Genomic DNA, 24,909 nt, shown 5'->3' with positions numbered 1-24,909 from the left:
AAAATAAGATAAATTACATGGAGTTATAAAAATTGGACGTTTTCATTATTTACAAGGAAGAGTACCCATGGGATGTCCGAGTAGAAAAGCTTGCCAAGTCACTGAGCGAGGCCGGAAATAAAGTAACGATCGTAGCCAGGAACCTTAACCAGAAACCCAGAACAGAAGTCTCCGAGGGCTTCGATATCCGCCGGCTTCCCCAAACTGGTAGATTACCAGTATTCCTGCAGAAAATAGCCAATCTTCCTTTATGGTTCAATCCTATCTGGATTTACACTATCTTACAGGCGATCAGAGGCGCACCCAAACCTTTGATAATAGTTCGGGACTTGCCTCTGGCGGGTACGGCCATTTTCATTGCCCGCTTCAGAAAGGCAAAGATAGTATTGGACATGGCCGAAGTCTACCCAGAAATGTACAAATCTTCAGCGAAACTTTCCCACAGATCCTGGTTAGATCATTTAGTTAAAAACCCCAAAGTAGCCGCTCGCTATGAGCAATCTGTGCTTCCCAAAATCGATCACACTCTCACGATGATCGAAGAATCCCGGGATAGACTCCTGGCAATGGGTGTTCCGCCAAAGAAAGTATCCATAGTCAGTAACACGCCACCTATTGAAAAGTACCAAAACCACCGCCATCGCCACACCGATGAAAACTTGAAAATTGTTTACGTTGGCTTTCTAACTGAACTCAGAGGGCTGGATCTACTCATAGAAGCTGTCGATCGTTACATTAAGAAAGGTAACACCAAAAGCTCTATACAAGTGGACATTGTCGGAAAAGGAGCAAGCAAGGATAAACTGATAAACCTGGCTCGGAGCTTAGAAATCGAGGAGTCTGTCCGGGTTCATGGGTGGCTCTCACAAGATGATGTGGATCAGCTTATGGCCAATGCGAATGTAGGAGCTCTCACCTATCGCGTATGTGGTCATTGGAACCACACCATCCCTAACAAGATCTTCGATTACATGCTGGCAGGTCTCCCAGTTTTGACAACGGAGGTCGTGACAATCCGACGTATCATCGAAGAGGCAGGCTGCGGTGTTGTTTGTCGCGACTTGGATCCGGAAGATATTGCAGAGAAGCTCGTCTATCTTAAAGACCCTGCGGTTCGCCAAAAGTTGGGAGAAAATGGCTATCGCGCTATTCGCAAGAAATACAATTGGGAGAACGATAAGGCCCGTCTTAACACAATTGTAAAGAACCTTGAATAACTTTGGCATTTTCAAGTGCCGGTTAAGCGCCTTAAAGCTGTCCGAGCCAGTGACTGGATAAAAAACCATGGAGGGTATCTAAAGCAATTTCGGAGAAAGTACTGATAACTGGAGTATCGAAATCTTTTTCTTTCGTTTCCATACCGTAAACGGTAATCCTGATCATCAACTGGCTTGTCTGGCGACGCCTCATACCTTTCCCATGACAACAAACTACTAATTTCTTTTGATGCGGATGTCGACGCGATCGCCAGAGTACAGTCATCTCTGATCTCTACAGGAATGCACTCATATTCCGGCATTCTGCCTTTTACGAGTTTAACCTTTGCTATCGTCGTTAATTTGGTGGCGCGGGGCCACAAGTCGAACACAAAATTACCAAGCGAATAAAATATCAAGCCGTTTTTGTATCGTTCAACTGGCTGCAGTACGTGGGAATGATGACCAAATATGACATCTACACCAACCTCAATCAGTTGGTGTGCCAGTTCAATCTGGGCTGGTGCCGGATAATCCAGAAACTCCAAACCCCAGTGTATCGAGCATATAAGAAAGCCTGAGCATTGTTTTCTAAGGGCTTTAGCCTCTTCTATCAGCTGTTCTGTATCTGTTCTCAGACTGTATGGAACATCACCGGGGTGTTCATCCCACTCCTCAGGGCGAGTGGAGATTGAGTAGATGAAACTTTCGTCCCCATTCTCATGCACAAGTTTCTGAAAGCACTTTCCATCACCATCATCCACGCCAATGACGGAGAAACCAGCCTCTAGACTTTGCTTCACCATATCACTGAAAGCTTCCCTGCCGTGTTGCAAGGCATGGTTGTTCGCAACGCCAAGAATATCAACACCTGCGTCTCTAATGTACTTCAGTGCCGAAGGGCTACCTCGCATCTCGTAGGATGGCAGCCAATAAGGCTTAAGGCCGATATCTGATGTTACGGTTTCGAGATTACCAACACACACTTCTGAGTCTTTCAGAACATGTGCCACTCCACTAAGGACCTTTTCTTTTTTCTTGGCAAAGACCTTCCGCATACCGATTCCAGCGCATACAGGGTGATCCCCAAGCGAGATATCACCGACTGCTGAAACTGTTAGTCTGCCTGCGCTTAACTTTCTCATTCTGAGGCCTTCATATTTTGTACAAAATAGTTTCGTTTCTCGCTCCTGCTGCCGCGTGCAACAACAGAAACCCTTACACCGACCTGAACACCCGCGAAATTACTTATTTCTTGCTCAAGAAAAATCTTTAAATTGGCGATGCCGCTTTTGGGAGCTCTATCAAGAAACACTTCAAGCTGAGTATATGCATCCTGTTGTAATGAAAAAGTAAACACATCGATTGTTTCTTTAAAATATTGATCAAAAGCCTTAGAAAAGACCGATGCATGGATTTTTTCGCTTTCGCTAAGATAAAAAAATCTGTCGAGAGTTCGACCCTGCAATTGCCCGATATATTCAGTACTTCCCAGAGAGCTGCATTCAGTTCTGTGTATCGTGAATGAGTCGCCCAGTTGATACCTTATGAGGTTCTGGCTAAATCGAGAAACATCAGATATCAAGTCGCCAAATTTACCCTTCTCGACGACAAGCCAAGGATTAACCAAGTGGCGGTGCCCTTTAGTGCACTCAAAAGCAATGACATCGAATTCGGTTGAACCGTACTCTTCGGCCACCGGTGCATTGAACACCCTCGATATGTACGCCTTCTGAGTCGGGAGAATCGACTCTGCAGTACACACCACACATTTAGGTGGGTCGAACTCAATCTCCGAACCATCAATAATCCGTGCCGTTTCAAGCAGCAAAGACGCATAGCCGTAAACGTAATCCGGTTTCCAACTCAGTAAGTGCGCAACTTCAGCCTGCGCTTGGGGACCTACTGGATGAAAGACCCGCCTGTTCAATACAAAGTTCTTGAGCAGGGATTTAACGCCGGATTCTGGTCTGCCCCATAACCTCGCCTCCCTCTGTCCCAGCTTGAAGCCATAGTGCCGGAAGCAGTAATCACGAACAGCCAACATTCGGCCCAACTCTTTTCGGTCAAGCGTGACTTCGGTAGGTTCCCCCGTAGTACCTGCTGTATGGCGACCGAATCCGGGCTTTCCGGACTTTGTCTGCCTTAACCTAGGCTGACTGCGGAGTTGTTTCTTCGACAAAGATGGGGACGACTTCAAAGCATCCAGGCTACCAACCTCGATACCAGCTGAGTTCAATGGACGGTTGCGAGCCAAAAAACGATCTAGGCTGTCGGCCCTGCCTTCTTCATTCAGGCGCCACAGTTGCTCTACTTCCTTTCGGTACCGGCTGATTGGCAACCCCATGCCCAGGAAAAATAATCTTGTTAGAAGAAACCTGGCGGCACGGATCATGATGGTGTTCCGAGAACTTTTCGATAGAACTTGAGGTAACTGGCCGCCATTGTCTCTGAAGAGTAGTCCTTAACGACAGTCCTATAGGCCCAATCCACCTGACAGCAGACTCGTTCCTTGTCTTTCATAAGGCGCTCAATAGCTTTTACTATAGTGTCCGCTTCATTGTCACCGAGCAGTTCCCCACCCTTTCCGTCTCCTAAAACTTTCGGTATCTCACCGACGGCGGAGGCTACCACAGGAACTCTTAACGATATCGCCTCAAGAAGAGTGATTGGCAAACCCTCCGTCAGAGACGGCATAACCAGTACCCGTGATTGCCTGAGCAACGCTGGCACCTTATCGCAGTACCCGGGCATAAGCACATCGTCCTGAATCCCGAGATCCAAAATCAAAGCCTCCAATTGATGACAGAGCCTACCCTCACCAACAATAACCAGTCCTGAATTAGGGTGTTTTTTTTTGAACTCAGAAAACGCCGAGACCAGTTTGTCGAAACCTTTTTCTCTGGAGAGCCTTCCAACCCCGAGTATCACCGCGTCATGGTTCTCTAAAAAAGATTTGAATGGCTCATCCAGTGAACCCAGAGACGATTTCTGAAGCTGTGAGATATCCAGACCGTTCGGAATAGTAACTACCTGACCGTTTAAAAGCCGTCCTGGCAGTTCCTTCTTCATCGCATCGCTGACAAGAACCACACCCCGCATACGACGGATCGCGAAGCGATCAAGAAATTCGTAAAGCCACATTTTCGAGAACCGCCGAGCATGGACGTATCCGTGCAGAGTGGCAATGATCGGCAAACCTCTGACCTTTTCAGGAAGCACACCCAACAGAACGTTGAACTTAAAACCATGAGAATGGAGTAGCTGGTAATTATTAGCCAGTGCCCAGTTCCGGATCATCCAGGACGCTTTAACATTTAAGCCAGACTTCATTCTCCATTCTGTAACCGGCAAACCCAATTTTTTTGCCTCTGTCTCTATGGGTTTTTCGCCAGCCAGGGGATCACCAACACTTAAAATCATAGGACTGAGTCCCTGCGTCACCTGTTCCTTTACCAGACTAAGAAGCATCTTCTCAGCGCCGTACAAGCCTCCGCTGTCGATCAGATGAAGAATCTTCAATTTGACCTCTCTCACTCCAGATTTCCGGGAACTCAATTGCCAGAGTCCTGTGCTGTATTTTGCTTATTGGACCCGAACCGGGCTTGCTCAAATTTAGGTTTGAGAGACAAAAAACGTTTTTCCAGCAAATGATAAGAGAGCGCTGCCAGAGCACAACTGATCAAGATACCGGCAACCAATTGCAGCGATTCAGGTAAAAATCGCAGCTTATTACCCGCCTGAATTCCCCACACATGCCACAGATAGATGGGATAGCTGATTACGCCCAGATAAACAGCCACAGGGTGATTAAGCCAGCTCCAGAATCGCCCCTGGCTCAAGCGCATAAATTGTAGTAGCAATACTGCCAACAGCAGCGCATCAAGAGTAAAGGCAGGGCCGTACGCATAGTCACTACCAGGCATTTCACGGGAGAAAATGAGCAGCCCCAGCGTAACCAACGGCATCCAGAATTGACTGCTTACGAGGTCCGCCAGTTCCAGGCACCGCTTTTTCTCCAGCAAAAAGGCCATCGCACAACCAATAGCGAGGTTATCAAAGCGAGTATCAAAGGCGTTGTAGGCGTAGGACGCTCCAAAGTCCAATACCGAGAAGCTGTAGGTTCGCCACACCATAACCAGAACACTTACAAAAACTAAAAAACCGATGGCGAAGTTTCGGCCACGCTTCATCAGAAACAAAAATATCATGGGCCACAAAAGGTAAAACTGCTCCTCAATCGCCAATGACCAAAGGTGCCCCAGTGACGAACTGGAATGCCCTTCCAGGGCATTGTGGTAGTTCATCAGATAGAACAGGCCGGGCAATATTGCATCCTTGATATTGTCGTTGCCTCGAAACAGATCCCAACTGATGGATACAAGGAGAAATGCGTAATACGCCGGGAATATTCTGAGGGAGCGGCGAACGTAAAAATCACGCAGTGAGATGCAGCCTGCTTTCTCGTATTCCTTGAGCAACAACCAGGTAATGAGAAACCCGCTGAGCACGAAGAAACCTGCCACACCATGTCGCGCTGAAAAGAACGCACCAACACCGGAATGGGCCAGTACAACCGCCATAACCGCGATCATCCGGAAGCCATCTAGCCCCGGAAGCTTTCGCGATGAAAGAACGCTCTCCAGTGCAGGCAGGTTCACTAACTACCCCTTCCTTGGATTCCAGATCACCTTTTTCTCGCCCTTGAGAAAGGCAACGCATGCTTTGTAAGACGCCACATTCAAAAGCATGAAGTAATATGGAATCGAATAAAGGATGGACAGCGGCTGCCCATCCGCCTCCCGCTTTCGGCCAGTCCAGGCAAGAGCCAGAAAAACAATCAGCCCCAGAAAAGCGAGAGTGTAGATGCCCCTGGCTGGCGCCAGTAACATTGTTGCCAATGCGAGCGTTACCAGGGGAATAAAGGCGGCGTAACGAAGCAGCTTGTGAGAGATTAACTGCCAGGCGAACTCAGGGCCCTGAAACGGGTTCATCAGCTGTCGCATATCCTTGAGCGCCCACAAGGCTCGCAGGCTAACCCTTACCCGCATGCTGAATTCGCTATCGCTATCGCTCAGCGCCTCTTCCTTCAGCAATGCCTGCGGCTCGTAGACAACGCGATAGCCCTGTTCAACCACTTTCAGTGGCTGTACAAAGTCTGGCAACTGATCTGCGCGCAGGGGCTGATAGAGCTCTTTGCGCATTCCGTCAATTCCACCATCTACTCCTACCACAGAGCCGATTCGGGTTTCCTGTTCACGAAGCCAGTTTTCGTACTTCATGTAGGCGCTGCAACCGTCCCCTACCAGAGAGCCGTCCTCATTTACGTAGACCATTTTGCCGGTCACATAGCCCACTTCGGGATCGGCAAAGTTGCTGCAGAGTTTGGTAACAGCCAGGGTATCCCATTGAGAGTTGGCATCGGAGAAAAGAATAATCTCGCCGCTGGTTTCAGGCACAAGGGTATTCAGCCCCACGGTTTTTCCCTGCCTGGGCACCTGCCGGAACAACCGAACAGGAAAGCTGGCCGAGCTTGCCACTCGTTCTATGATGTCATCAGTGCCGTCATCGGATTCGTCCGAGATGACCAGGATTTCCAGTTTGTCGGACGGATAATCCAGCGCCAGCTTGTTCTGAAGCGTGGACTCAATGTCCTTCGCTTCGTTATACGCGGCTATGAGTATGGACACTTTAGGCTGATGATCATTTTTTTTGTCTACGGGATTCGGGCGCAGTGTTGCCACGAACCTTGCCATGAGTGGGTAACCGAAATAGATGTAAAAAAGCAGAATCAGGGATAGCCAGAACAGGACAACTAGCATGGTGATGACAATTCCATTTTCTCTTGGCCGGTGGTTACCGGTGTTTCCTCTTTGAGCAGTTTCAGGTGTCTTAAAACGTCTCCCATGGCGGTAAACCGGAAGTGACCCAGTAGCTGGTCCAGCCTCTGCTCACAAACCTCAAGGTTATTGTAATGCCGGAAACGTGAGAACCATTTTACATCCAGCCGTGGCTGGCCCGGGTCTACTTCCCAGGGATGGAGATAGAACACAAATGGCTGGCCCTGGCGGTTGATGCTCCCCAGCCCCCAGCGGCTGAACCAGTAGGGGAACAGTCGGAAATAACCACCACCTGCGATAGGCAGTGTATATCCGGGGAACTTCAATGTGCTCAGTGGGAACTCGGCCAATTCATGGCCCTTATCGGTCGTCAGGCGATGTGGCCACCGAGGGGTACCCGGCATACCGTAACGATCGTGATGCACCGGAAATATCGATGAATCCCAGACAAACCCTTCCTCAGCCAGTATATCCAATGCCCAGCGAGACTGGTTCGTGATGGAATAGCTCGCGGCCCGGTAACCCTCAACAGCCTGGCCCGTAATATCTTCAAGGATCTGTTTTGAGCGCCGGGTTTCGTCGCGGAAGACCTCAGGGGTCTGGCTGTAGATCAATTGGTGGCTGTAGCCGTGGCTGGCAACCTCGTGCCCTGCTTTCTGAATATCGCGAACCAGTTGTGGCGATTTCTCGGCCACCCAGCCCAGCGTAAAGAAGGTTGCACGAGTACTGTGTCTGTCCAACAACTCCAATAAGCGGTGGGTATTGGCCTCAACGCGGTATTCCATGGAATGCCAGTCATCAGGATCAACCGCTTCGGCGAGAGCTGCAACCTGGAAGTAGTCTTCCACATCAATTGTAAGTGCATTGACTATCCGGGGGGTGTCCGTCTCGTTCGTCGTCATTACCCGTCCCTATTCAGAAAAATCGATAGTCAAGGGAAACCACAACCCAGTTCTCGACATACTCTCTGAGTTCAATATCCCTCGTCTTTTCCCGGCGCCCGATGGCAGCGCGAACATCCATTCTGGCACTCAACCGGTAATCCAGTCCTACAGAGCCGGAGAAAATCTCACCTTTCGATCCTTCATCTTCATAACGTTGGTGTTGATAGCCTGCGTTGGTATACCAGGAAAGCAATCCGGTTACCGGTTGTGAATAGCGCAAACTAACATTGCGATTCTCCTGACGTTCGCCGCTGTCGACGTAATCACTGCGATTGGCGGAAATTCTGGCCCTGAATGTTGAGCCTTGGCTAAACTGAGTGCTGTAGCCCGCTTGCAACACGGTGATTTCCGCAGCCGAAGTTTGGGTCAGGTCAAAATTGAAATCACTGAACTGAAGATCCAGTGTGGAGGTCAGGTCTGTTAGCCGGCGAGTCGCGCTAAAAGTGAGCTCACTGGTGGGATCAATATCCCGAACCAGATTAAAGGTACCGGTCACAGCATCGCTCGAGACCTTCCGGATGCCCAAACGAGTTTCCAGGCGGTTGACGCCGAGGGATCCACTTACCTGAGTTGTTGCCCAGGCTTTACTGAACGTTACAACGGCGGATTCACGATCCAGTTCCTCTTCGGTATCCAATTCTGCCCGTTCAGCGCTAAGGGAAAGCCCGCCCTGAAGGGTATCGCTGAAGTTATGATTATAACTTGCAGTGCTTGTAACTCTCTCGCTATCCGGTTCTTCCGGTTCTTCAAACTCAGTGTTCTCATAGGCGGCGGAGAACTGAAGTTGGTCGACCTGAGTTAGTTGTAGCGTGTAGACCGGGCCGGTACTGAAGACGTTCTTTCGGGTGCGGTTGTCCCGGGTGTCAGCCTCCTGAGTATCTTGGGGTACCTGCTTGATTGTATCGGAGGCCTGCCACAGCAGACCTTTGGCCAGCTCACACTGCCCGTGCAGCGTGCCATTGGTATAAAACTCCGAGTCTTCGACATTGTTATGCCAGTAGCCATACGCCAACCCCATGTCGGCGGCTGAGGAGCATTGCCCCGGATCACTCAGGTATTGGAGGTTAAGATTCACCCGGGTTTCCGTGTCACTCTGCTCGCCGGTCGACACGAGAAGCGCATTGTCGGAAAAACGGTTATCAATACCGCCGGACAAGCTATGGGTAGCTGCAAAAACCGGCCCCGCTGCCATCAGCAAGCCGGTGCCGATGGAAGTGATCCACCGGATCGTCCCTGATCCGATACTCTCAGCCATTGATGACGGCTCCTACAAACTTTGCCGGATCGAAAGCCTGGGCGGCGTTCTCGGCAGCGGTGGAGGTAATCCTGCCGTGAGGCAAAACCAGCATTGAATAATCACACAATTCGCCAAGAATCCGGGCATCCGGTGATTCACTGATGGGCGCAGTATCCAGCACGATGAAACGGTCTGGATAGCGACGACGGATGGCCTGCAGAAATTGCTTCATGCGAAAAGAGGTAAAAAATTCTGACGGTGTTTCCCGCTGGCTCCCCGCAGGGATCAGTCTTAACCGAGGGATCCCCGTTGGATAGATAATGCGTCCGATGTCGTAATCCGGATCCTCAAGGAAATCCGTTAAGCCGGTTTCTGCCGCCAACTCGAGTTGGTAGTGCAGAGAGGGGTTTCGAAGGTTGCAGTCGATAATCAGGGCCGTCTTGGACTGATCGAAGGCGAACGCTGCAGCCAGATTGAGGGCCATGAAAGAGGTTCCAGCACCCTCACAGGCTCCGCTGACTACCATGGTGAAATTATTGCCACCAGAAAGCTCCAGCAGCTTGGTCCGCAAATGGCGAAACCGGTTCACCAGATCCCGGTTTTTACTTTCCGGATAGATGATCCGGCGCTCGTCCATGTCGTCTCGGGTGAGACGACGCGGCTCCTGCATTTTGACAATCTGTTTGCTGATAACGTACTTGTCGACGGCCCCGGCGCCCAGTTCCAGAGAACTGGGGACCAGCATACGGGAGTCCTCCCATTGCTGGAAATCACCTCCGTGCCCACTCGCTGCGGGCTGCTGATCGTACCTGTTATCCCGACTCTGTGAATCGTCCATTCGCTCCTGGCCATTGGTGTTGGCGGCGCGGGAGCTCGAAGCACCGGTGCGGGTACCAGCTTTAATGGCTTCGCTGTCCTGATTTTGCTCTGTCATCAAATAACTCCCATCAGAGCTGCACCGGCTACACCGCCATAGGCGACAACCACCAGCGCGGCGCATACAACGACCGATATAGTCAACCAGCGGTCTTTACGTTTCTCGTATGGTGTTCGTACATGGGGAATTTCCGCCAGTACCGGCAGACCAATACCTTCTTCGAGCTGTTTTCTGGCCCTGATGCGGGGGTCAACCTGCAGCACTCCAGCCGCAAGGCCAAATGGTGCCAGGGCACCAAGAATCAGCCCCGCAGAAGCAAACAACTGGAATTTCGGACCAACCGGATCCAGAGGGAATTGAGCTGTTTCGTTAATCCGATAGTTAAGGCCCTGACCTTCAATATCCAGATGCATGGATACCCGGGCTTTTTCCCGACGCTTGAGCAGATCGTTGTAGATCTGTTCGTTTACTTCCATGTCGCGCGTTAACTCGGAATACTGTGCCTTGTTTTCCTGAATACGCTCCATGCGTTTTTCTTGCTCAGCAATCAGGTTCATAAGTGACCCAATACGCGATTCCTGAGTACGTACGCTCGCCCGGGTTTTTGCCACTTCCGCACTGATATCCTGATACAGGGGGTTGACCAACTGGTCCCCTTCACTGGCCGAGGGATCCAGCTCACCGCTCTGTGATGCCCTGTTTCTCTGGTTTCGTAACTCGGCAATTTGTTCTTTCAGTGCAATAATATCGGGATAGGTGTCATGGTACTGCAGGCGCAAATCATCAAGCTGAGCTTCTTTCTCCCGGATTCTTCGGGTGAAGGAATCGGCCGAACGGGCCTGGTTCAGCATTGGTTGCACATCCTGCAGTTCAGATTCCAGCGATTCAGCCCTTGCAATCAGTTCCGTACGTTCCATTTCCGCCAGCTCCAGTTGCCGGCGTAAGATAGCCATACGCTTGTTCGCTTCGTCTTCAGTTCCGTCTACATTCTCTGACAGAAACTCTTTCAGTTTTTGCTCAACTTCCGCCAGGATGGCTTCGTAGTTCTTCACTTGCTTATCTATGAAGTTGTAGGCGCTGCGGCTTTCCTTGCGCTTGTTGGCCGAGTTTTCCGAAATAAAGAGTTGCCCCAGGCGCTGGGCAATCCGAAAGGCCTGCATGGGTGACTCAGAGGTGTAACCAATACTGAAGTAACTGTCACCTCTCGCCCGGACATTCATTCTTGAGCGTAGCAGACCAATTCGGCGTTCGAGGGCTTCGCCACTAATCTCACTGGCACTCTCACCGAAAATCTCTTGATCTTGCGCAATCTGTGCCATCAGTTCCCTGGACCACAGCATTTCCTTAGCGGCCGACGTGCGGTCACTGATGTCGGTGGTAACAGCACTGCCTTCCATCAACGGGCCAATAATATTCTTGTCATCCACAAATATCACAACCTGAGATTGATATTTATAAGGATAGACAAACCCCGCCCCCAGTACGGCGAAACTGACAAGTGCAAACAAAACGAAGGCCAACCACTTACGCGACCGGACCTCTCTGATCATTTCTGCGGGGAGCTGATTTAATGGAAGTGCCATTTTTCTTACCTATTGACCAATTCCGTGGTTCACTTCAAACAACGGCTGTTAAGTGGCTCAGAAATTCCGTTCAGGTACGGCAAGGATATCTCCGGGCCGCATACGGTAGTTGGTGGAGACATCTCCTGAATTGAGGATATCGTCGAGCCTGACGGGAATTGCAACCATTTGGTTGTCCAGTGCCCGGTAGAGCATGGAACTGTTCAGGTTCGCAAAAGGATTTGCGCCACCGGCAGTGAGCATCATATCCAGTACGGTCATGCCCGGTCGGTGAGGTATCGAAATAGGTTGATTGACCGCACCGGTCACTCGCACCCGGTCGCTGAATTCGTGGCTGCCCATCGAGGTAACCACAACGGTAACCTGAGGCTCACGGATATAATTGGCCAGACCCTGCTCGATTTCATCGGCGAGCTGTTCAGGGGTTTTACCCGTCGCCATCACATCACCTATGAGCGGCATGGAAACCCGGCCATCCGGCCTGACAGGAACGCCAATACTCAGATCCTGATTCCGCCAGACTGAAATCTGGACAGAATCTGTCGGGCCGAGCACATACTCATCAACACTGGTTAAAGTCTGCAGGCTGAGCGCTTCGTCAATGGCTTCCTGCGAAGAGGGCTGGGGGCCAGCACAACCCGTAACAAGCGCAATCGCAGTGAGGGCCATTACCAGACCCGGCAATGAAAACTTCGATGACATGGTCGTTCCTCTCTGGTTCCGTGTCTGATTCCTTGTTTCGGGGAGAACAGGTCCCGAAACTACCTTGATCCTTTCTTGAACAATACCACCTCTACCGTCTGAATTATAATCAATAAATCAAGCAGCAGACTCTGGTTCTTTATGTAGTAGAGGTCATAGCGGAGCTTTTCCCGCGTATCTTCCTCATTGTCTGTATAGGCAAAGCAAAGCTGAGCCCAACCCGTTAAACCGGGTTTTACGCGGTGGCGCTCACTGTAGAATGGAATTTTCTCTGACAACTGCTCAACAAATACCGGCCGTTCCGGGCGTGGGCCCACGAAGGCCATGGTGCCGTTCAGCACGTTAAAAATCTGTGGCAGCTCATCAATCCGCACCTTTCGGATGAACTCCCCTACCCTGGTAACCCGGGCGTCGTTTTGGGTTGCCCAGACCGCACCATTTTTCTCGGCGTCGGTGATCATGGACCGGAATTTGTGAACCTTGAACACGCTTCCATTGAGCCCTACCCGTTCCTGACTGTAGAAAACCGGAGCCTTGATACCGTCTTCAATCTTTATGGCAATGGCCGTAAGAATCATCAGCGGCAGACCTGCCAACAGCAAAACTGTCGCCGACAGAATATCAAGGGACCGTTTCCCAAAACCGAAGACAGACGACACCGTGAACCCATCCGAGAAAACCAGCCAGCCGCGAGTAACCATTTCCAGAGCAACCTTCCTGGATTCCCGTTCGTAAAAGCTGGCTCCATCGACAATCTTGACACCTTCCATTTTGCACTCGAAGAGGTCTTCCATGGGCAGCCCCTTTCGGCGGTCGTCCACGGCAACCACAATTTCGTGCACCGGGTGTTTGATGATGTAGTTCTGCAAGGTGGTCTGAATATTCAGCAGATGATCCTCGCTGACCTCAATGGGCTCGTCCGGCAGAGGAACAAACCCTGTCAGAATAAACCCTTTGCGATTGAAGGGTGTTTTGAGGTCTTCGTGAATTTGTCTGGCGCGAAAGCCGGCGCCAAGTACCAGCACTTTTCGCTTGAAGGCTTCCTTGCCCACCGAGGCAAAAAACAGTGAACGAGCCATACCTAGCAGAAAAAATCCGAGAACAGATCCTGTGGTCAGTACACTGCTGGCCCCCAGGTACCACAACCAGTCTGATGAAAGCAGATAAACGAAGCCACAGAGTGGAACACTTACAATTAACGCCAGGATCGTACGAAGCATCATTCCCGACATACCTTCTTCCAGGCGGGACTGATGCACACCCAAAGCACCCATCACCAACAGATTCAATGCCGCGAACATAGCCGCCGAGGGCAGCACGAACGTCAGGTTGTCGAGGAAGAAAGGATAGTCACCGAAATAACGAAAAAACACAGCCAACGCAAATGCGAACGCTAGCACCAGAAAATCAATCAGGCCGAGAATTACATAGGGGAGATGGATGTAGTGTCTGAACAATCTGACGTGGGCCACGCCGACTCCTTGTGTTCTCTACACGGGAGGATACGACGCATCCGATGCGTCATTACTTGAGCATAAGTCTACTTGATGCTGGCCAGAGTTCAAAGACTTGAATCAGCACGCAAGAAACTTAATGCAAGACGGTACATTACACCAAGAGCAATGACTCTCATTTAACGGCGTATTTTGCGAGATATCTGACCTTTACCCTATAACCTACATGGCATTTCAGATTACAAACTGCCCCATAAACTCTTGAACATTCATCTTTTCCAGCTCTATCCGGTCCTGAAAAATCCCGACTATTCGTTCACATTTAAACGTGGGGAATCGTGTCTCGAGATTGTTCCGGAATTTTTTCTCAAGCAGCGGAATGCCCTCCTTCCTTCGACGCCGGTGGCCAATAGGGTATTCGACAGCCACCTTGTCTGTTTTGCTGCCGTCAGCGAAGAAAACCTGAATCGCATTTGCGATGGAGCGCTTATCGGCTTCAAGGTATTCCCGGCTGTATCGCTCATCTTCCACTACTTCCATTTTCTCACGAATTCGATCGATGACCGGATTGGCTTCGTGAAAACTGTCCTCGTAATACTCGGCCCTGAGGCCGCCAAAAATCATAGAAACGGCCACCATGTATTGAAGGCAGTGATCCCTGTCTGCTGCATTCGCCAACGTGCCCTGCTTGGAGATAATGCGGATGGCCGATTCATGGGTAGTAATGACAATTCGCTCGACCTCATCAAGACGATCTTTCACTTGTGGATGCAGGGTTACTCCCGCTTCCACCGCAGTCTGGCCGTGAAACTCGGCAGGAAAGGAGATCTTGAACAGGATATTCTCCATTACGTAGGAGCCGAATTCCTGAGGTATGGACAACTGGCGCTTATCCTCGGGCTTGAGCTTCTGGTCTTTGTTGGTTTTGCTGAAAAGCACCTCATTGAATCCCCATTGCGGCGCCGTCAATGCACTGGGAATGCCCATTTCCCCTCTCATTGCAATGTCTGCCAGGCGAACGGCACGAGACGTTGCATCACCTGCTGCCCAAGACTTTCTGGACCCTGCGTTGGGCGCATGCCGATACGTTCGCAACGACTGGCCATCTACCCAGGCATGGGACAATGCGGATAGCAGTTGCTCGCGGTTGGCACCCATCAGTTTTGCGGTAACTGCGGTGGAGGCCACTTTTACCAGCACCACATGATCCAAACCTACCCGGTTAAAGGAATTCTCCAGAGCCAGCACACCCTGAATTTCATGGGCCATGATCATGGCTTCCAGCACATCCTTCATAATGAGCGGTTTCTTTCCTTCTGCCACCCGTTTCTGGGACAGGTGATCCGCAACCGCAAGAATGCCACCAAGGTTATCAGATGGATGCCCCCACTCTGCAGCCAGCCAGGTATCGTTGTAGTCCAGCCAGCGAATGATACAGCCGATATCCCAGGCAGCTTTTACCGGATCTAACCTGAAAGAGGTTCCCGGAACCCGGGCACCGCACGGTACCACCGTTCCCTCTACAAGCGGCCCAAGGTGTTTTGTGCATTCAGGGAATCGCAGCGCGAGCAGGCCACAGCCTATGGTGTCCATCAGGCAGTTGCGGGCAGTGTTCCAGGCTTCATCACTGGCTATGCGATAATTGAGGGTATAGTCGGCGATGGTCTGGAGCAGGTCGTCGTACTCAGGACGTCTATTCGTATCGGATGTTACTGGCATGGTAAGAACTCCGGCTTTTTCTGTTTGCCATCTGGCCAATCCGGTGAATTCAATGTGACTAGCGCTTATTCCAGTGTACCAAAACCAGAAATCCATTATTTAATTAATGACTTATAAATTCAAAAATGATCTTAAATGAAACGTTTTATTATTCATATTTAGGACACTATTCACACGAGTTAATCTTTGTTAACGAAAAGAACCACGCATATCCTATTGATTTTCTATTCCATACATCTGTTTTTAAATCAGTTTTTTAATCTAAATCACTTTCTTATCCGTAATGCTACACTATAAATATTGATGAGTAGTCTAGCCTATAATGCCGGGCCTTCGATGGTCAGTTCGTAAATCCATCTTTAGTCATCATTGCTTTCGATAAATCGTGGAACCGCCAGTGACAAATAGCGCTATTGAATCTGCAATCACCGAATGGGCCGGGATTCTCGGAGAATCCGGAATCGTCTCGGCGAGTGATGCAGATGTTAACGCGTCTACCATTGGAGCTGAGCGATCTATTCCAGCTGTTCTCCGGCCGGAAACACAAAATCAGGTCTCAGAGATTTTACAGGTTGCACAGCGCTGGAAGGTTTCAGTCTACCCGGTCAGTACCGGGAATAACTGGGGCTACGGCAGTGCCAACCCGGTGGAAGATAACTGTGTAATCCTGGATCTGGGAGGATTGAACCAGATTTCTGATTTTGACCCCGAGATGGGCGTCGTCACCATTGGACCGGGAGTGACTCAAGGAGCCTTGAGAGACTTTCTTGACCGCCATGATGGCGAATATCTCGTCCCTGTCACCGGTGCCGGGCCCAGCTGCAGCGTTCTCGGCAACGCTCTTGAGCGTGGATATGGAATCACACCGGTGACTGACCACTTTTCTGCGGTCACCAAAATAGAAGCCATCTTACCCGATGGCACACGGTATCGGACGCCTCTGAGCGAACTCGGCGGGACAGAGATAGACGGTCTTTTCAAATGGGGCGTGGGACCCTATCTCGATGGCCTTTTCAGCCAGGGAAATTTTGGCGTTGTTGTAAATATGACCATTGCCCTTGCACCGGCTCCCGAGACCGTTACAGCGTTTTTCTTTTCCACGAAAGACGACGCCAAACTTGAAGCATTGGTGCCCGTAGTCCGGTCTGTGCTGCGAACGCTTGGCGGTCCCGTTGTTGCAATTAACCTGCTCAACAATCAGCGCATGCTCTCGATGATGACCCCGTTCCCTGAAAACAAGGCCATTGACGGCGTTCTGCCGGCTCACGTAGTGGAAACCCTTGCTGATAACTATGGCGTTCCAGCGTGGAGCGGTGTCGGTGCTATCTACGCGTCCAGAGAGGTCTCCCGAGCGGCTCGGCGGACTCTGAGGCGGATTCTTGGGCCGGTAACAGACCGACTCGTCTTTATCAACCGCCGGAGGGTCAAGGCTGTCCGGACTGCCTCCCGCTTGCTGCCAGAAAGATTTGCAACCCGAATCAGAGGTATGGCCGACACGCTCTCAGGTGCATTGGAGATCATGCACGGCACGCCCAATGAAGTCGCGCTGCCACTGGCGTACTGGCGCTCGGGAACGCTACCCGCAACAGGACAACCCAAAAACCCAGCCCGCGATGGCTGCGGACTCATCTGGTTTGCACCCCTGGTGCCAATTCGGGGGAAAGATGCCCGTCGCTATATCGAAATGATCGAGCGAATTTGTCCACAGTACGGTGTCAATCCACTCATTACACTGACCACGGTAAACGACCGATGCTTCGACTCGACGGTGCCCCTGCTCTTTGATCGCGGGGACATCAATGCGACAGCGCGTGCAAAAGACTGTTATCGCGCCCTGGTGAATGCGGGTCAAAAGGAAGGTTTCCTGCCATACCGTCTGAACATCGACGCTATGGACATACTCAATAGGCATGGTTCGGCTTTGCCCGGGCTCGCCAGTCAGCTCAAAACGGCAGTCGACCCAAATCACATCCTGGCACCCGGAAGGTACGTGCCCAGGAACAAGTAATCCGAGGTCTAATCAGCTGTTACCTCGATACACCAGTAGTACGCCGTAAGGGGATCAGTATCGGCGCTTTCACTCTATGGACTATCGCCATAACAGCTTCCTGAACGGGAACGAATGAGGACCTAAAATGCAGAATGGCAACGCTTTTCAGCATGAACCAGAAAACAAACAAAAAAACGAAATACACGAAGACATCGGTGCCATTTTTCACTCCGTCTTCAACGTCGAGTTGGCGACATCGCCAGAGGCGATAAACGAGGTCTTCGAGGTGAGATACCAGGTTTATTGTATCGACCGTCCCTTCGAGGACCCAAAATGCTTCGCTGATAACCGGGAACACGACTCTTACGATCCGCAATCAGTGCATGCGTTGATCCGGCACCGACCCACAGGACACAGCGTGGCCACAGTCCGGCTGGTTATGACAGGTGACAACCTTGACCAACCCGACTTGCCGATGGAAGGACCCTGTGTCCATCGAATGACCCGTCGGGCACAGGACGCCATTGCCAAAACCAATCGAAATAAAATCGCAGAAATATCAAGGATGGCTGTCAGTCGGGAGTTCCGGAAGCGTCTCAATGAAGATAAAACCACCTCCGGTGTAAGCGAAGAGGCAAGCTATAGCGATGCGGAAAACGGCAAACGAGCCGTTCCGTATATCAGTCTGGGTCTCTTCGCGGCCATCCTTGAGATGTCTGTCAGGCATGGTATAACCCATTGGATGGCCGTTATGGAACCCGCCCAGTTGCGCCTGTTAAAGCGTTTCGGTGTGGAGTTTGATCATGTGGGACCGGTGCTCGAGTATCACGGACTGCGGCGCCCGGCCTTTACCGAAGCATCGTCACTGATTGATCGCATCAAGGCGCGGCGACCGGATGTCTGGTCGTTGATTACAGATGGTGGTCGGTACTTGCCAGAAAAACCGGAACATCACTAAAAGAAAACCCCCGCTAATCAGCGGGGGTCTCTTCTACACGTTCATCTGAACTCGATAACCGTCAAAGGTTATGCCTTTGCGGCTCTCTTTCTGCGTGACACCCCAAGTCCGGCCAAACCAAGACCAAGAAGCGCCAAGGTTCCGGGCTCTGGCACTTTTTCAGCCGCGATACGGAACTTGGTACCAAATTCATTCGAGGTATCTTCAAGAGTCAGAAGGCCAACGCATCCACTTGAAGCGCCTGCTGCCGCACAAGTGGCATCATCCAGAGCCTCAAGACCCAGCACTGACAGGAATACCGTGTACTTGTAATCATCAAGGACGAATGACTGAGCGAACTCGAAGCCACCTTCGCCGTCATCCACAGCGTTCAGGTCATCGAAGTTATCTATGGTGAAGATATCATCGCAACCAGAGGTAGACGGAAAACCACAGTCTGCAGGGTTATCCTCGTTAATTGTTTCACTGAAGAAGCTCAGGAAGGTGATTGAGGTCGGCCCCAGAGCTGGTCCATCAGGAACAGCAGGATCCAGCGTCAGCGTTGAAGTAAGATCAAAACCAGTCAACGAGACGTAATCGGCATTGATAATATTATTGTCGTGGGTAAACACGCCACCGTCGACAGCTGCCCCATTTGTCATTAGACCGCTTGCGGCGGAAACGTTTGGTGTAATGGAGACGGACGAGCGCTCATCAGCATCCACACCACCCCAGGAAAGCTCACTTGGCAGGATTGTCTGGGAGCCATCGTTGTCGCCATCAGCCGCTGTCCAGGTAGGATTGGCGAAGGTACTATCGACGCTATAACCCCAATCGGTGATCATTACGGCGCTAGCGGACGCCGCGCCCAGCGATAAAGGCAGGACAATAGTTGATAAGAGTGTTCTTTTCAGGACTTTGTTCATCATTATCTCTCCTTGATTGGAAACGCTGGCAGCCAGTCTTCATGCAAGCCAGTCAGCGGTAACGGAGAGAAAGCATTAGCCATGCCAGATATTGGAAATTGCGATATTTCTGTTAGTTACGAATATATCCTTGGTCTTAAAATACTACTGCTGTAAGTATATTCGACATTAAAGAGGATCAAATGAATCGTCTTAAGCGTCATGTAATTAATGATCAAGCTGCTTAAAAGATCAGAAACCTAAAAACACATCGTTCTATAGTATTTAGATATAAAAAATAGCTTTCATTGCAAACTATTCTGACAGCTCGTAAATTTTGCTGACACAACGAAAAGTTAGCAAGCGAGGTATCAAGATCGGAGACCCTGTCGCCCCCCGCTCGTCCCTGAGCGGCGGACCTTTACAAGATTGGGATCTGGCCGTTCTGGCCAGGACATGGGATTCAGATCTTTCCGGGCTATTTCATCATTTGAACGCTTTCTTCCAACCACAAGCGGCAAAGCTAGTCACTACCCGGAACCCTCACCCAACCTTCCATCAGAATCCGGGCACTGCGACTCATAATGGCTTTGGTAGCGGTCCACTGGCCACCCACTTCCTTCGCCTCTGCACCAACACGCAAGGTACCGGAGGGATGACCAAAGATAACCTGCGTACGGTCGCCGCCGCCTGCAGCCAGGTTAACAAGTGTCCCCGGTACGGCGGATGCCGTGGCAATGGCTACCGCAGCGGTGCCCATCATCGCATGATGGAGCTTACCCATGGACAGAGCGCGAACCAATACATCCACATCCCCTGCCCGAATCGTCTTGCCGCTTGAAGACACGTAATCAGAGGGTTTGGCCACAAACGCCACTTTCGGGGTGTGCTGGCGATTGGCCGCTTCTTCGATGTTCTGGATCAGCCCCATTTTCAGCGCACCATGGGCCCGGATGGTTTCAAACCTGGCCAGAGCCTCCGGATCGGAATTGATGTCGTCCTGCAGCTCGGTGCCTTTGTAGCTGATGTCTTCAGCATTGAGGAAAATTGTAGGAATACCGGCATTGATCATGGTGGCTTTCAGGGTGCCAATACCGGGCACATCGAGGTCGTCCACCAGGCTCCCTGTAGGAAACATGGAGCCTTCACCATCGGCCGGGTCCATAAATTCCACTTGTACCTCGGCGGCCGGAAAGGTCACACCATCCAGCTCGAAATCGCCGGTTTCCTGCACTTCACCATTGGTGATGGGTACGTGAGCAACGATGGTTTTCCGGATGTTAGCCTGCCATATACGCACCGTGCAGATGCCGTTGTCCGGTATCCGGTCTTTGGCCACAAAACCGCTGTTGATGGCGAATGCGCCCACAGCTGCGGTGAGATTGCCGCAGTTGCCGCTCCAGTCTACAAACGGCTTATCAATGGAGACCTGGCCAAACAGGTAGTCAACATCGTGATCCGGCTGTGTGCTTTCAGCAAGGATAACGGTTTTGCTGGTACTGGACGTAGCGCCGCCCATTCCGTCGATCTGCTTCTGGTAAGGATCGGGGCTGCCAATCACCCGCAATAGAAGTTTGTCCCGGGCTTCACCCGGGGTCTGGCAGGCTTCGGGCAAGTCTTGCAGGCGGAAGAAAACGCCCTTTGATGTGCCGCCGCGCATGTAGGTAGCGGGAACTTTGATCTGGGGAGCGTGGGTCATTAATCTGCTCTCTTGGTGAAGACGGGGTCAGATGAACGCGTCCATCTGACCCCTGGTTTGCTGGCTCAGGCTGCGCCTTCGGATTGCAGAAAATCCTCCGCAAATCGCTGCAATACGCCGCCCGCGCTGTAGATAGACACTTCCTCAGCGGTATCCAGACGGCAAATCACCGGCACCCGCTCGGTACTGCCGTTCTTACGATGGATAACCAGCGTGAGCTCGGCGCGGGGCGCCGGGTCGCCTTCTACGTCGTAGGTTTCGGTGCCGTCGATGGCCAGAGTCTGGCGGGTGGTGCCTTCCTCAAACTGCAAAGGCATCACGCCCATACCGATCAGGTTGGTGCGGTGAATCCGCTCGAACCCTTCAGCCACAATTGCTTCCACGCCTGCCAGGGCAACGCCCTTGGCGGCCCAGTCACGGGAAGAACCCTGCCCGTAATCGTCGCCGGCAATAATGATCAGCGGCTGTTTGCGATCCATGTAGGTCTCGATGGCCTCCCACATACGGGTCACCTTACCCTCCGGCTCGATCCGCGCCAAAGAACCCTGCTTCACGTTGTCGTTTTCGTCCCGGACCATTTCGTTGAACAGCTTCGGGTTAGCGAACGTGGCACGCTGGGCGGTCAGGTGGTCGCCCCGGTGGGTGGCGTAGGAGTTGAAATCTTCCTCAGGCACGCCCATTTTGTGCAGGTATTCACCGGCTGCGCTGTTCATCAGGATCGCGTTGGAAGGCGACAGGTGGTCCGTAGTGATGTTGTCCGGAAGAACCGCCAGTGGGCGCATACCCTTGAGGGTTTTCTCACCCACCATGCCACCTTCCCAGTAGGGCGGGCGACGGATGTAGGTGCTTTGCGGACGCCATTCGTACAGCGGATTCGTATTGGCCTGGGCATCCCGGGTAATGTCGAACATCGGGATATAGGTGCTCCGGAACTGCTCCGGCTTCACACTGGATTTGACGATGGCATCGATTTCCGCGTCGTCCGGCCAGATGTCCTTCAGGGTGACGGGGTTGCCGTCCTGGTCATAGCCCAGGGCATCCTTTTCGATGTCGAAGCGGATGGTACCTGCAATGGCGTAGGCAACCACCAGCGGCGGCGATGCCAGGAAGGCCTGCTTGGCGTAGGGGTGAATCCGGCCATCAAAATTCCGGTTACCGGAGAGCACTGCGGTTGAGTAGAGATCCCGGTCGATGATTTCCTGCTGGATTTTCGGATCCAGGGCGCCACTCATGCCGTTACAGGTGGTGCAGGCAAAGGCCACAACGCCAAAGCCGAGTTGCTCCAGCTCGGGGAGCAGTTTGGCTTCTTCAAGGTACATCTTCACCGTCTTGGAGCCCGGCGCCAGCGAGGTTTTTACCCAGGGTTTGCGGGTCAGTCCCAGCTTGTTGGCGTTACGGGCGATCAGGCCTGCGGCCACCATGTTGCGGGGGTTACTGGTGTTGGTGCAGCTGGTAATGGCGGCAATAATGCAGGCGCCATCCGGCATCTTGCCTTCTTCCTGCTCCCACTCACCGGCGATGCCGCGCTCTGCCAGCTCCGAGGTCGGCAGGTGCGCATGAGGGTTTGAGGGGCCAGCCAACGTACGGTCTACTTTAGACAGGTCGAACTTCAGCACCCGCTCGTATTCCGCGTTTTTCATGCTGTCGGCCCAAAGACCGGTTTCCTTCGCAAACGTCTCTACCAGAGCAACCTGTTCGTCTTCACGGCCGGTCAGTTTCAGGTAGTCGATGGTCTGGCCATCAATGTAGAACATGGCCGCTGTGGCACCGTATTCCGGGGTCATGTTGGAGATGGTGGCACGGTCGCCCACGGTCAGGCTGTCGGCACCCTCGCCGTAGAATTCCAGGTAGGCACCAACCACACGTTCCTTACGCAGGAACTCGGTGATGGCGAGTACCATATCGGTACCGGTGATGCCCGGCCTCAGCTTGCCTGTGAGCTCCACACCCACGATATCCGGCAAACGCATCATGGAGGCGCGGCCCAGCATCACACTTTCCGCTTCCAGGCCGCCCACACCCACAGAAATAACGCCAAGGGCGTCGACCATCGGGGTATGGCTGTCGGTTCCGACACAGGTATCCGGGAAGGCCACGCCATCGCGATTCTGAACCACCGGGGACATCTTCTCCAGATTGATCTGGTGCATGATGCCGTTGCCGGGAGGAATAACGTCCACATTCTTGAACGCGGTCTTGGTCCAGTTAATGAAGTGGAACCGGTCGTCGTTGCGGCGGTCTTCGATCTGACGGTTCTTCTCGAACGCGTCTTGCTCGAAACCGGCGTGTTCAACAGCCAGGGAATGATCGACGATCAGCTGGGTGGGGACCACCGGATTGACCTTGGCAGGATCACCGCCCTTCTCGGCGATGGCGTCACGCAGGCCCGCCAGATCCACCAATGCAGTCTGACCAAGGATGTCGTGGCAGACGACGCGGGCCGGATACCAGGGGAAATCCAGGTCACGCTTTCGCTCGACCAGTTGCTTCAGGGAATCGGTCAACGTCGCCGGATCACAGCGGCGAACGAGTTGTTCCGCCAGGATTTTGGAGGTGTACGGAAGCTTTTCATACGCGCCGGCCTGGATGTCTTCCACGGCCTGACGAGTATCGAAGTAATCCAGGTCGGTGCCTGGTAACGGTTTACGGTATTCGGTGTTCATGGGCGCTCCTCAATCGGTACCCACTTGGCATCTGCCGGGCCCGTATAATCGGCACTTGGGCGAATAATGCGGTTGTTCGCGCGCTGCTCTTTCACGTGAGCGGTCCAGCCCGACACACGAGACATCACGAAGATGGGGGTGAACAGTTCAGTCGGGATACCCATGAAGTGATAAGCCGAGGCATGGAAGAAGTCGGCATTACAGAACAGTTTTTTCTCACGCCACATAACGGCTTCGCAGCGCTCGGATACCGGGTAGAGCACGGTATCGCCCACTTCGTCCGCCAGCTTCTTGGACCACTGCTTGATAATGGCGTTGCGCGGGTCGGATTCTTTGTAAATCGCGTGACCGAAGCCCATGATCTTTTCTTTCCGCTCCAACATGCCCATCAGGCCCGATTCGGCTTCATCCGCGCTCTGGAAACGCTGAATCAGTTCCATAGCCGCCTCATTGGCCCCGCCATGCAGAGGACCACGCAGGGAACCAATGGCACCGGTTACGCAGCTGTGGATATCAGACAGCGTGGAGGCGCATACACGGGCAGTGAAGGTGGATGCGTTGAACTCGTGCTCCGCATAAAGAATCAGGGAGACGTTCATGACACGCTCGTGCAGCTCACTGGGCTTCTTGCCGTGCAGCAACTCCAGGAAATGACCGCCAATGGAATCCACATCGCTGTCGGTTTCGATACGCACACCTTCGTGAGCGAAGCGGTACCAATAGGTGATGATGGACGGGAAAACTGCCAGCATGCGGTCGATCTTGTCGTCCTGTTCGCTGAAATCCTGCTCGGTTTCCAGGTTACCAAGCATGGAGCAACCGGTACGCATCACGTCCATCGGGTGCGCGTCTTTGGGGATCTGCTCAAGCACAGTTTTCAGCGCCGCTGGCAAACCACGGAGGCTCTGGAGCTTTTTCTTGTATGCGTCCAGCTCCTGGCTGTTCGGAAGCTTGCCCCGCAGAAGCAGATAGGCGATTTCCTCAAACTGGGCTTTTTCAGCCAGATCGGCAATGTCGTAACCGCGGTAAGTCAGGCCCGCGCCACTCTTGCCAACGGTGCACAGGGCAGTTTCGCCGGCGACCTGACCACGGAGGCCTGCGCCACTCAGTTGTTTTGCTTCAGCCATTGTTGTCTCCCATCTTTGTCTTGTTAGAGCATGAGG

19 protein-coding genes are annotated in these 24,909 nt (G+C 52.2%); 3 read left to right on the top strand and 16 right to left on the bottom strand.

The features are described 5' to 3' along the window. Positions 1-32 precede the first annotated feature (32 nt). Entirely contained in the window at positions 33-1,217 is a 1,185-nt protein-coding gene (locus KO499_RS17480) for a glycosyltransferase family 4 protein (protein WP_215985033.1), read from the top strand. An 11-nt stretch (positions 1,218-1,228) separates the two neighbouring features. Here the strand turns inward: KO499_RS17480 and KO499_RS17475 are convergent, their stop codons facing one another. The 12 genes from KO499_RS17475 to KO499_RS17420 form a co-directional block, all read right to left on the bottom strand. Next, positions 1,229-2,341: a CapA family protein gene (locus KO499_RS17475; protein ID WP_215985032.1), complete on the bottom strand. Its 1,113-nt coding sequence runs from the start codon at positions 2,339-2,341 to the stop codon at positions 1,229-1,231. Then, entirely contained in the window at positions 2,338-3,591 is a 1,254-nt protein-coding gene (locus KO499_RS17470; protein WP_215985031.1) for a CoF synthetase, read from the bottom strand. Before KO499_RS17470 ends, KO499_RS17475 begins: the two co-directional genes overlap by 4 nt. Next, complete coding sequence (locus KO499_RS17465) at positions 3,588-4,733, bottom strand: glycosyltransferase (RefSeq protein WP_323133366.1); 1,146 nt, start codon at positions 4,731-4,733, stop codon at positions 3,588-3,590. The genes KO499_RS17470 and KO499_RS17465 overlap by 4 nt, the downstream gene beginning before the upstream one ends. A gap of 17 nt (positions 4,734-4,750) precedes the next feature. Beyond that, entirely contained in the window at positions 4,751-5,857 is a 1,107-nt protein-coding gene (locus KO499_RS17460; protein WP_215985030.1) for an acyltransferase family protein, read from the bottom strand. Positions 5,858-5,860: 3 nt separating this feature from the next. Continuing rightward, positions 5,861-7,018: a glycosyltransferase family 2 protein gene (locus tag KO499_RS17455; RefSeq protein WP_215985029.1), complete on the bottom strand. Its 1,158-nt coding sequence runs from the start codon at positions 7,016-7,018 to the stop codon at positions 5,861-5,863. Further along, positions 7,012-7,938 (bottom strand): XrtA system polysaccharide deacetylase, encoded by a 927-nt coding sequence (locus KO499_RS17450; protein WP_215985028.1) that lies wholly within the window; start codon positions 7,936-7,938, stop codon positions 7,012-7,014. Before KO499_RS17450 ends, KO499_RS17455 begins: the two co-directional genes overlap by 7 nt. A 13-nt stretch (positions 7,939-7,951) precedes the next feature. Next, entirely contained in the window at positions 7,952-9,235 is a 1,284-nt protein-coding gene (locus KO499_RS17445; RefSeq protein WP_215985027.1) for a hypothetical protein, read from the bottom strand. Beyond that, complete coding sequence (locus KO499_RS17440; RefSeq protein WP_228340029.1) at positions 9,228-10,151, bottom strand: polysaccharide biosynthesis protein; 924 nt, start codon at positions 10,149-10,151, stop codon at positions 9,228-9,230. The genes KO499_RS17445 and KO499_RS17440 overlap by 8 nt, the downstream gene beginning before the upstream one ends. After that, entirely contained in the window at positions 10,151-11,677 is a 1,527-nt protein-coding gene (locus KO499_RS17435; RefSeq protein ID WP_215985026.1) for an XrtA system polysaccharide chain length determinant, read from the bottom strand. The genes KO499_RS17440 and KO499_RS17435 overlap by 1 nt, the downstream gene beginning before the upstream one ends. Positions 11,678-11,734: 57 nt before the next feature. Further along, complete coding sequence (locus KO499_RS17430) at positions 11,735-12,379, bottom strand: XrtA/PEP-CTERM system exopolysaccharide export protein (RefSeq protein ID WP_215985025.1); 645 nt, start codon at positions 12,377-12,379, stop codon at positions 11,735-11,737. Between the two features lie 59 nt (positions 12,380-12,438). Beyond that, the gene (locus tag KO499_RS17425) at positions 12,439-13,851 is read right to left on the bottom strand and encodes a TIGR03013 family XrtA/PEP-CTERM system glycosyltransferase (RefSeq protein WP_215985024.1); all 1,413 of its coding nucleotides are present in this window, start codon (positions 13,849-13,851) and stop codon (positions 12,439-12,441) included. Between the two features lie 216 nt (positions 13,852-14,067). Next, a complete protein-coding gene (locus tag KO499_RS17420; protein ID WP_215985023.1) occupies positions 14,068-15,552 on the bottom strand; it encodes a bifunctional 2-methylcitrate dehydratase/aconitate hydratase in 1,485 nt (494 codons plus the stop codon). A 397-nt stretch (positions 15,553-15,949) separates the two neighbouring features. On the opposite strand from KO499_RS17420, the gene KO499_RS17415 reads away from it, so the two are divergent. Then, on the top strand, positions 15,950-17,560 hold the full coding sequence (locus KO499_RS17415) for an FAD-binding oxidoreductase (protein ID WP_215985022.1): 1,611 nt from the start codon (positions 15,950-15,952) through the stop codon (positions 17,558-17,560). A 127-nt stretch (positions 17,561-17,687) separates the two neighbouring features. Then, positions 17,688-18,500 carry a PEP-CTERM/exosortase system-associated acyltransferase gene (locus KO499_RS17410; RefSeq protein WP_215985021.1) on the top strand — a complete coding sequence of 271 codons (813 nt, stop codon included), beginning with the start codon at positions 17,688-17,690 and terminating at the stop codon, positions 18,498-18,500. 68 nt (positions 18,501-18,568) lie between these two features. Here KO499_RS17410 and KO499_RS17405 read toward each other — a convergent pair whose 3' ends face one another. The 4 genes from KO499_RS17405 to prpC all read right to left on the bottom strand — a co-directional run bounded on the left by KO499_RS17405 (position 18,569) and on the right by prpC (position 24,873). Further along, entirely contained in the window at positions 18,569-19,405 is an 837-nt protein-coding gene (locus KO499_RS17405) for a THxN family PEP-CTERM protein (RefSeq protein WP_215985442.1), read from the bottom strand. A gap of 502 nt (positions 19,406-19,907) precedes the next feature. Then, positions 19,908-21,083, bottom strand: a complete 1,176-nt coding sequence (gene prpF / locus KO499_RS17400; RefSeq protein WP_215985020.1) for a 2-methylaconitate cis-trans isomerase PrpF — start codon at positions 21,081-21,083, stop codon at positions 19,908-19,910. Positions 21,084-21,148: 65 nt separating this feature from the next. Further along, positions 21,149-23,746, bottom strand: a complete 2,598-nt coding sequence (gene acnD, locus KO499_RS17395; protein ID WP_215985019.1) for a Fe/S-dependent 2-methylisocitrate dehydratase AcnD — start codon at positions 23,744-23,746, stop codon at positions 21,149-21,151. Beyond that, a complete protein-coding gene (prpC, locus tag KO499_RS17390; protein ID WP_215985018.1) occupies positions 23,743-24,873 on the bottom strand; it encodes a 2-methylcitrate synthase in 1,131 nt (376 codons plus the stop codon). The genes acnD and prpC overlap by 4 nt, the downstream gene beginning before the upstream one ends. Positions 24,874-24,909: the final 36 nt, after the last annotated feature.

The organism is Marinobacter sp. F3R08, from assembly GCF_018860425.1.
Lineage (GTDB): Bacteria > Pseudomonadota > Gammaproteobacteria > Pseudomonadales > Oleiphilaceae > Marinobacter.
This window is presented reverse-complemented; position numbering and strand designations above follow the sequence as displayed.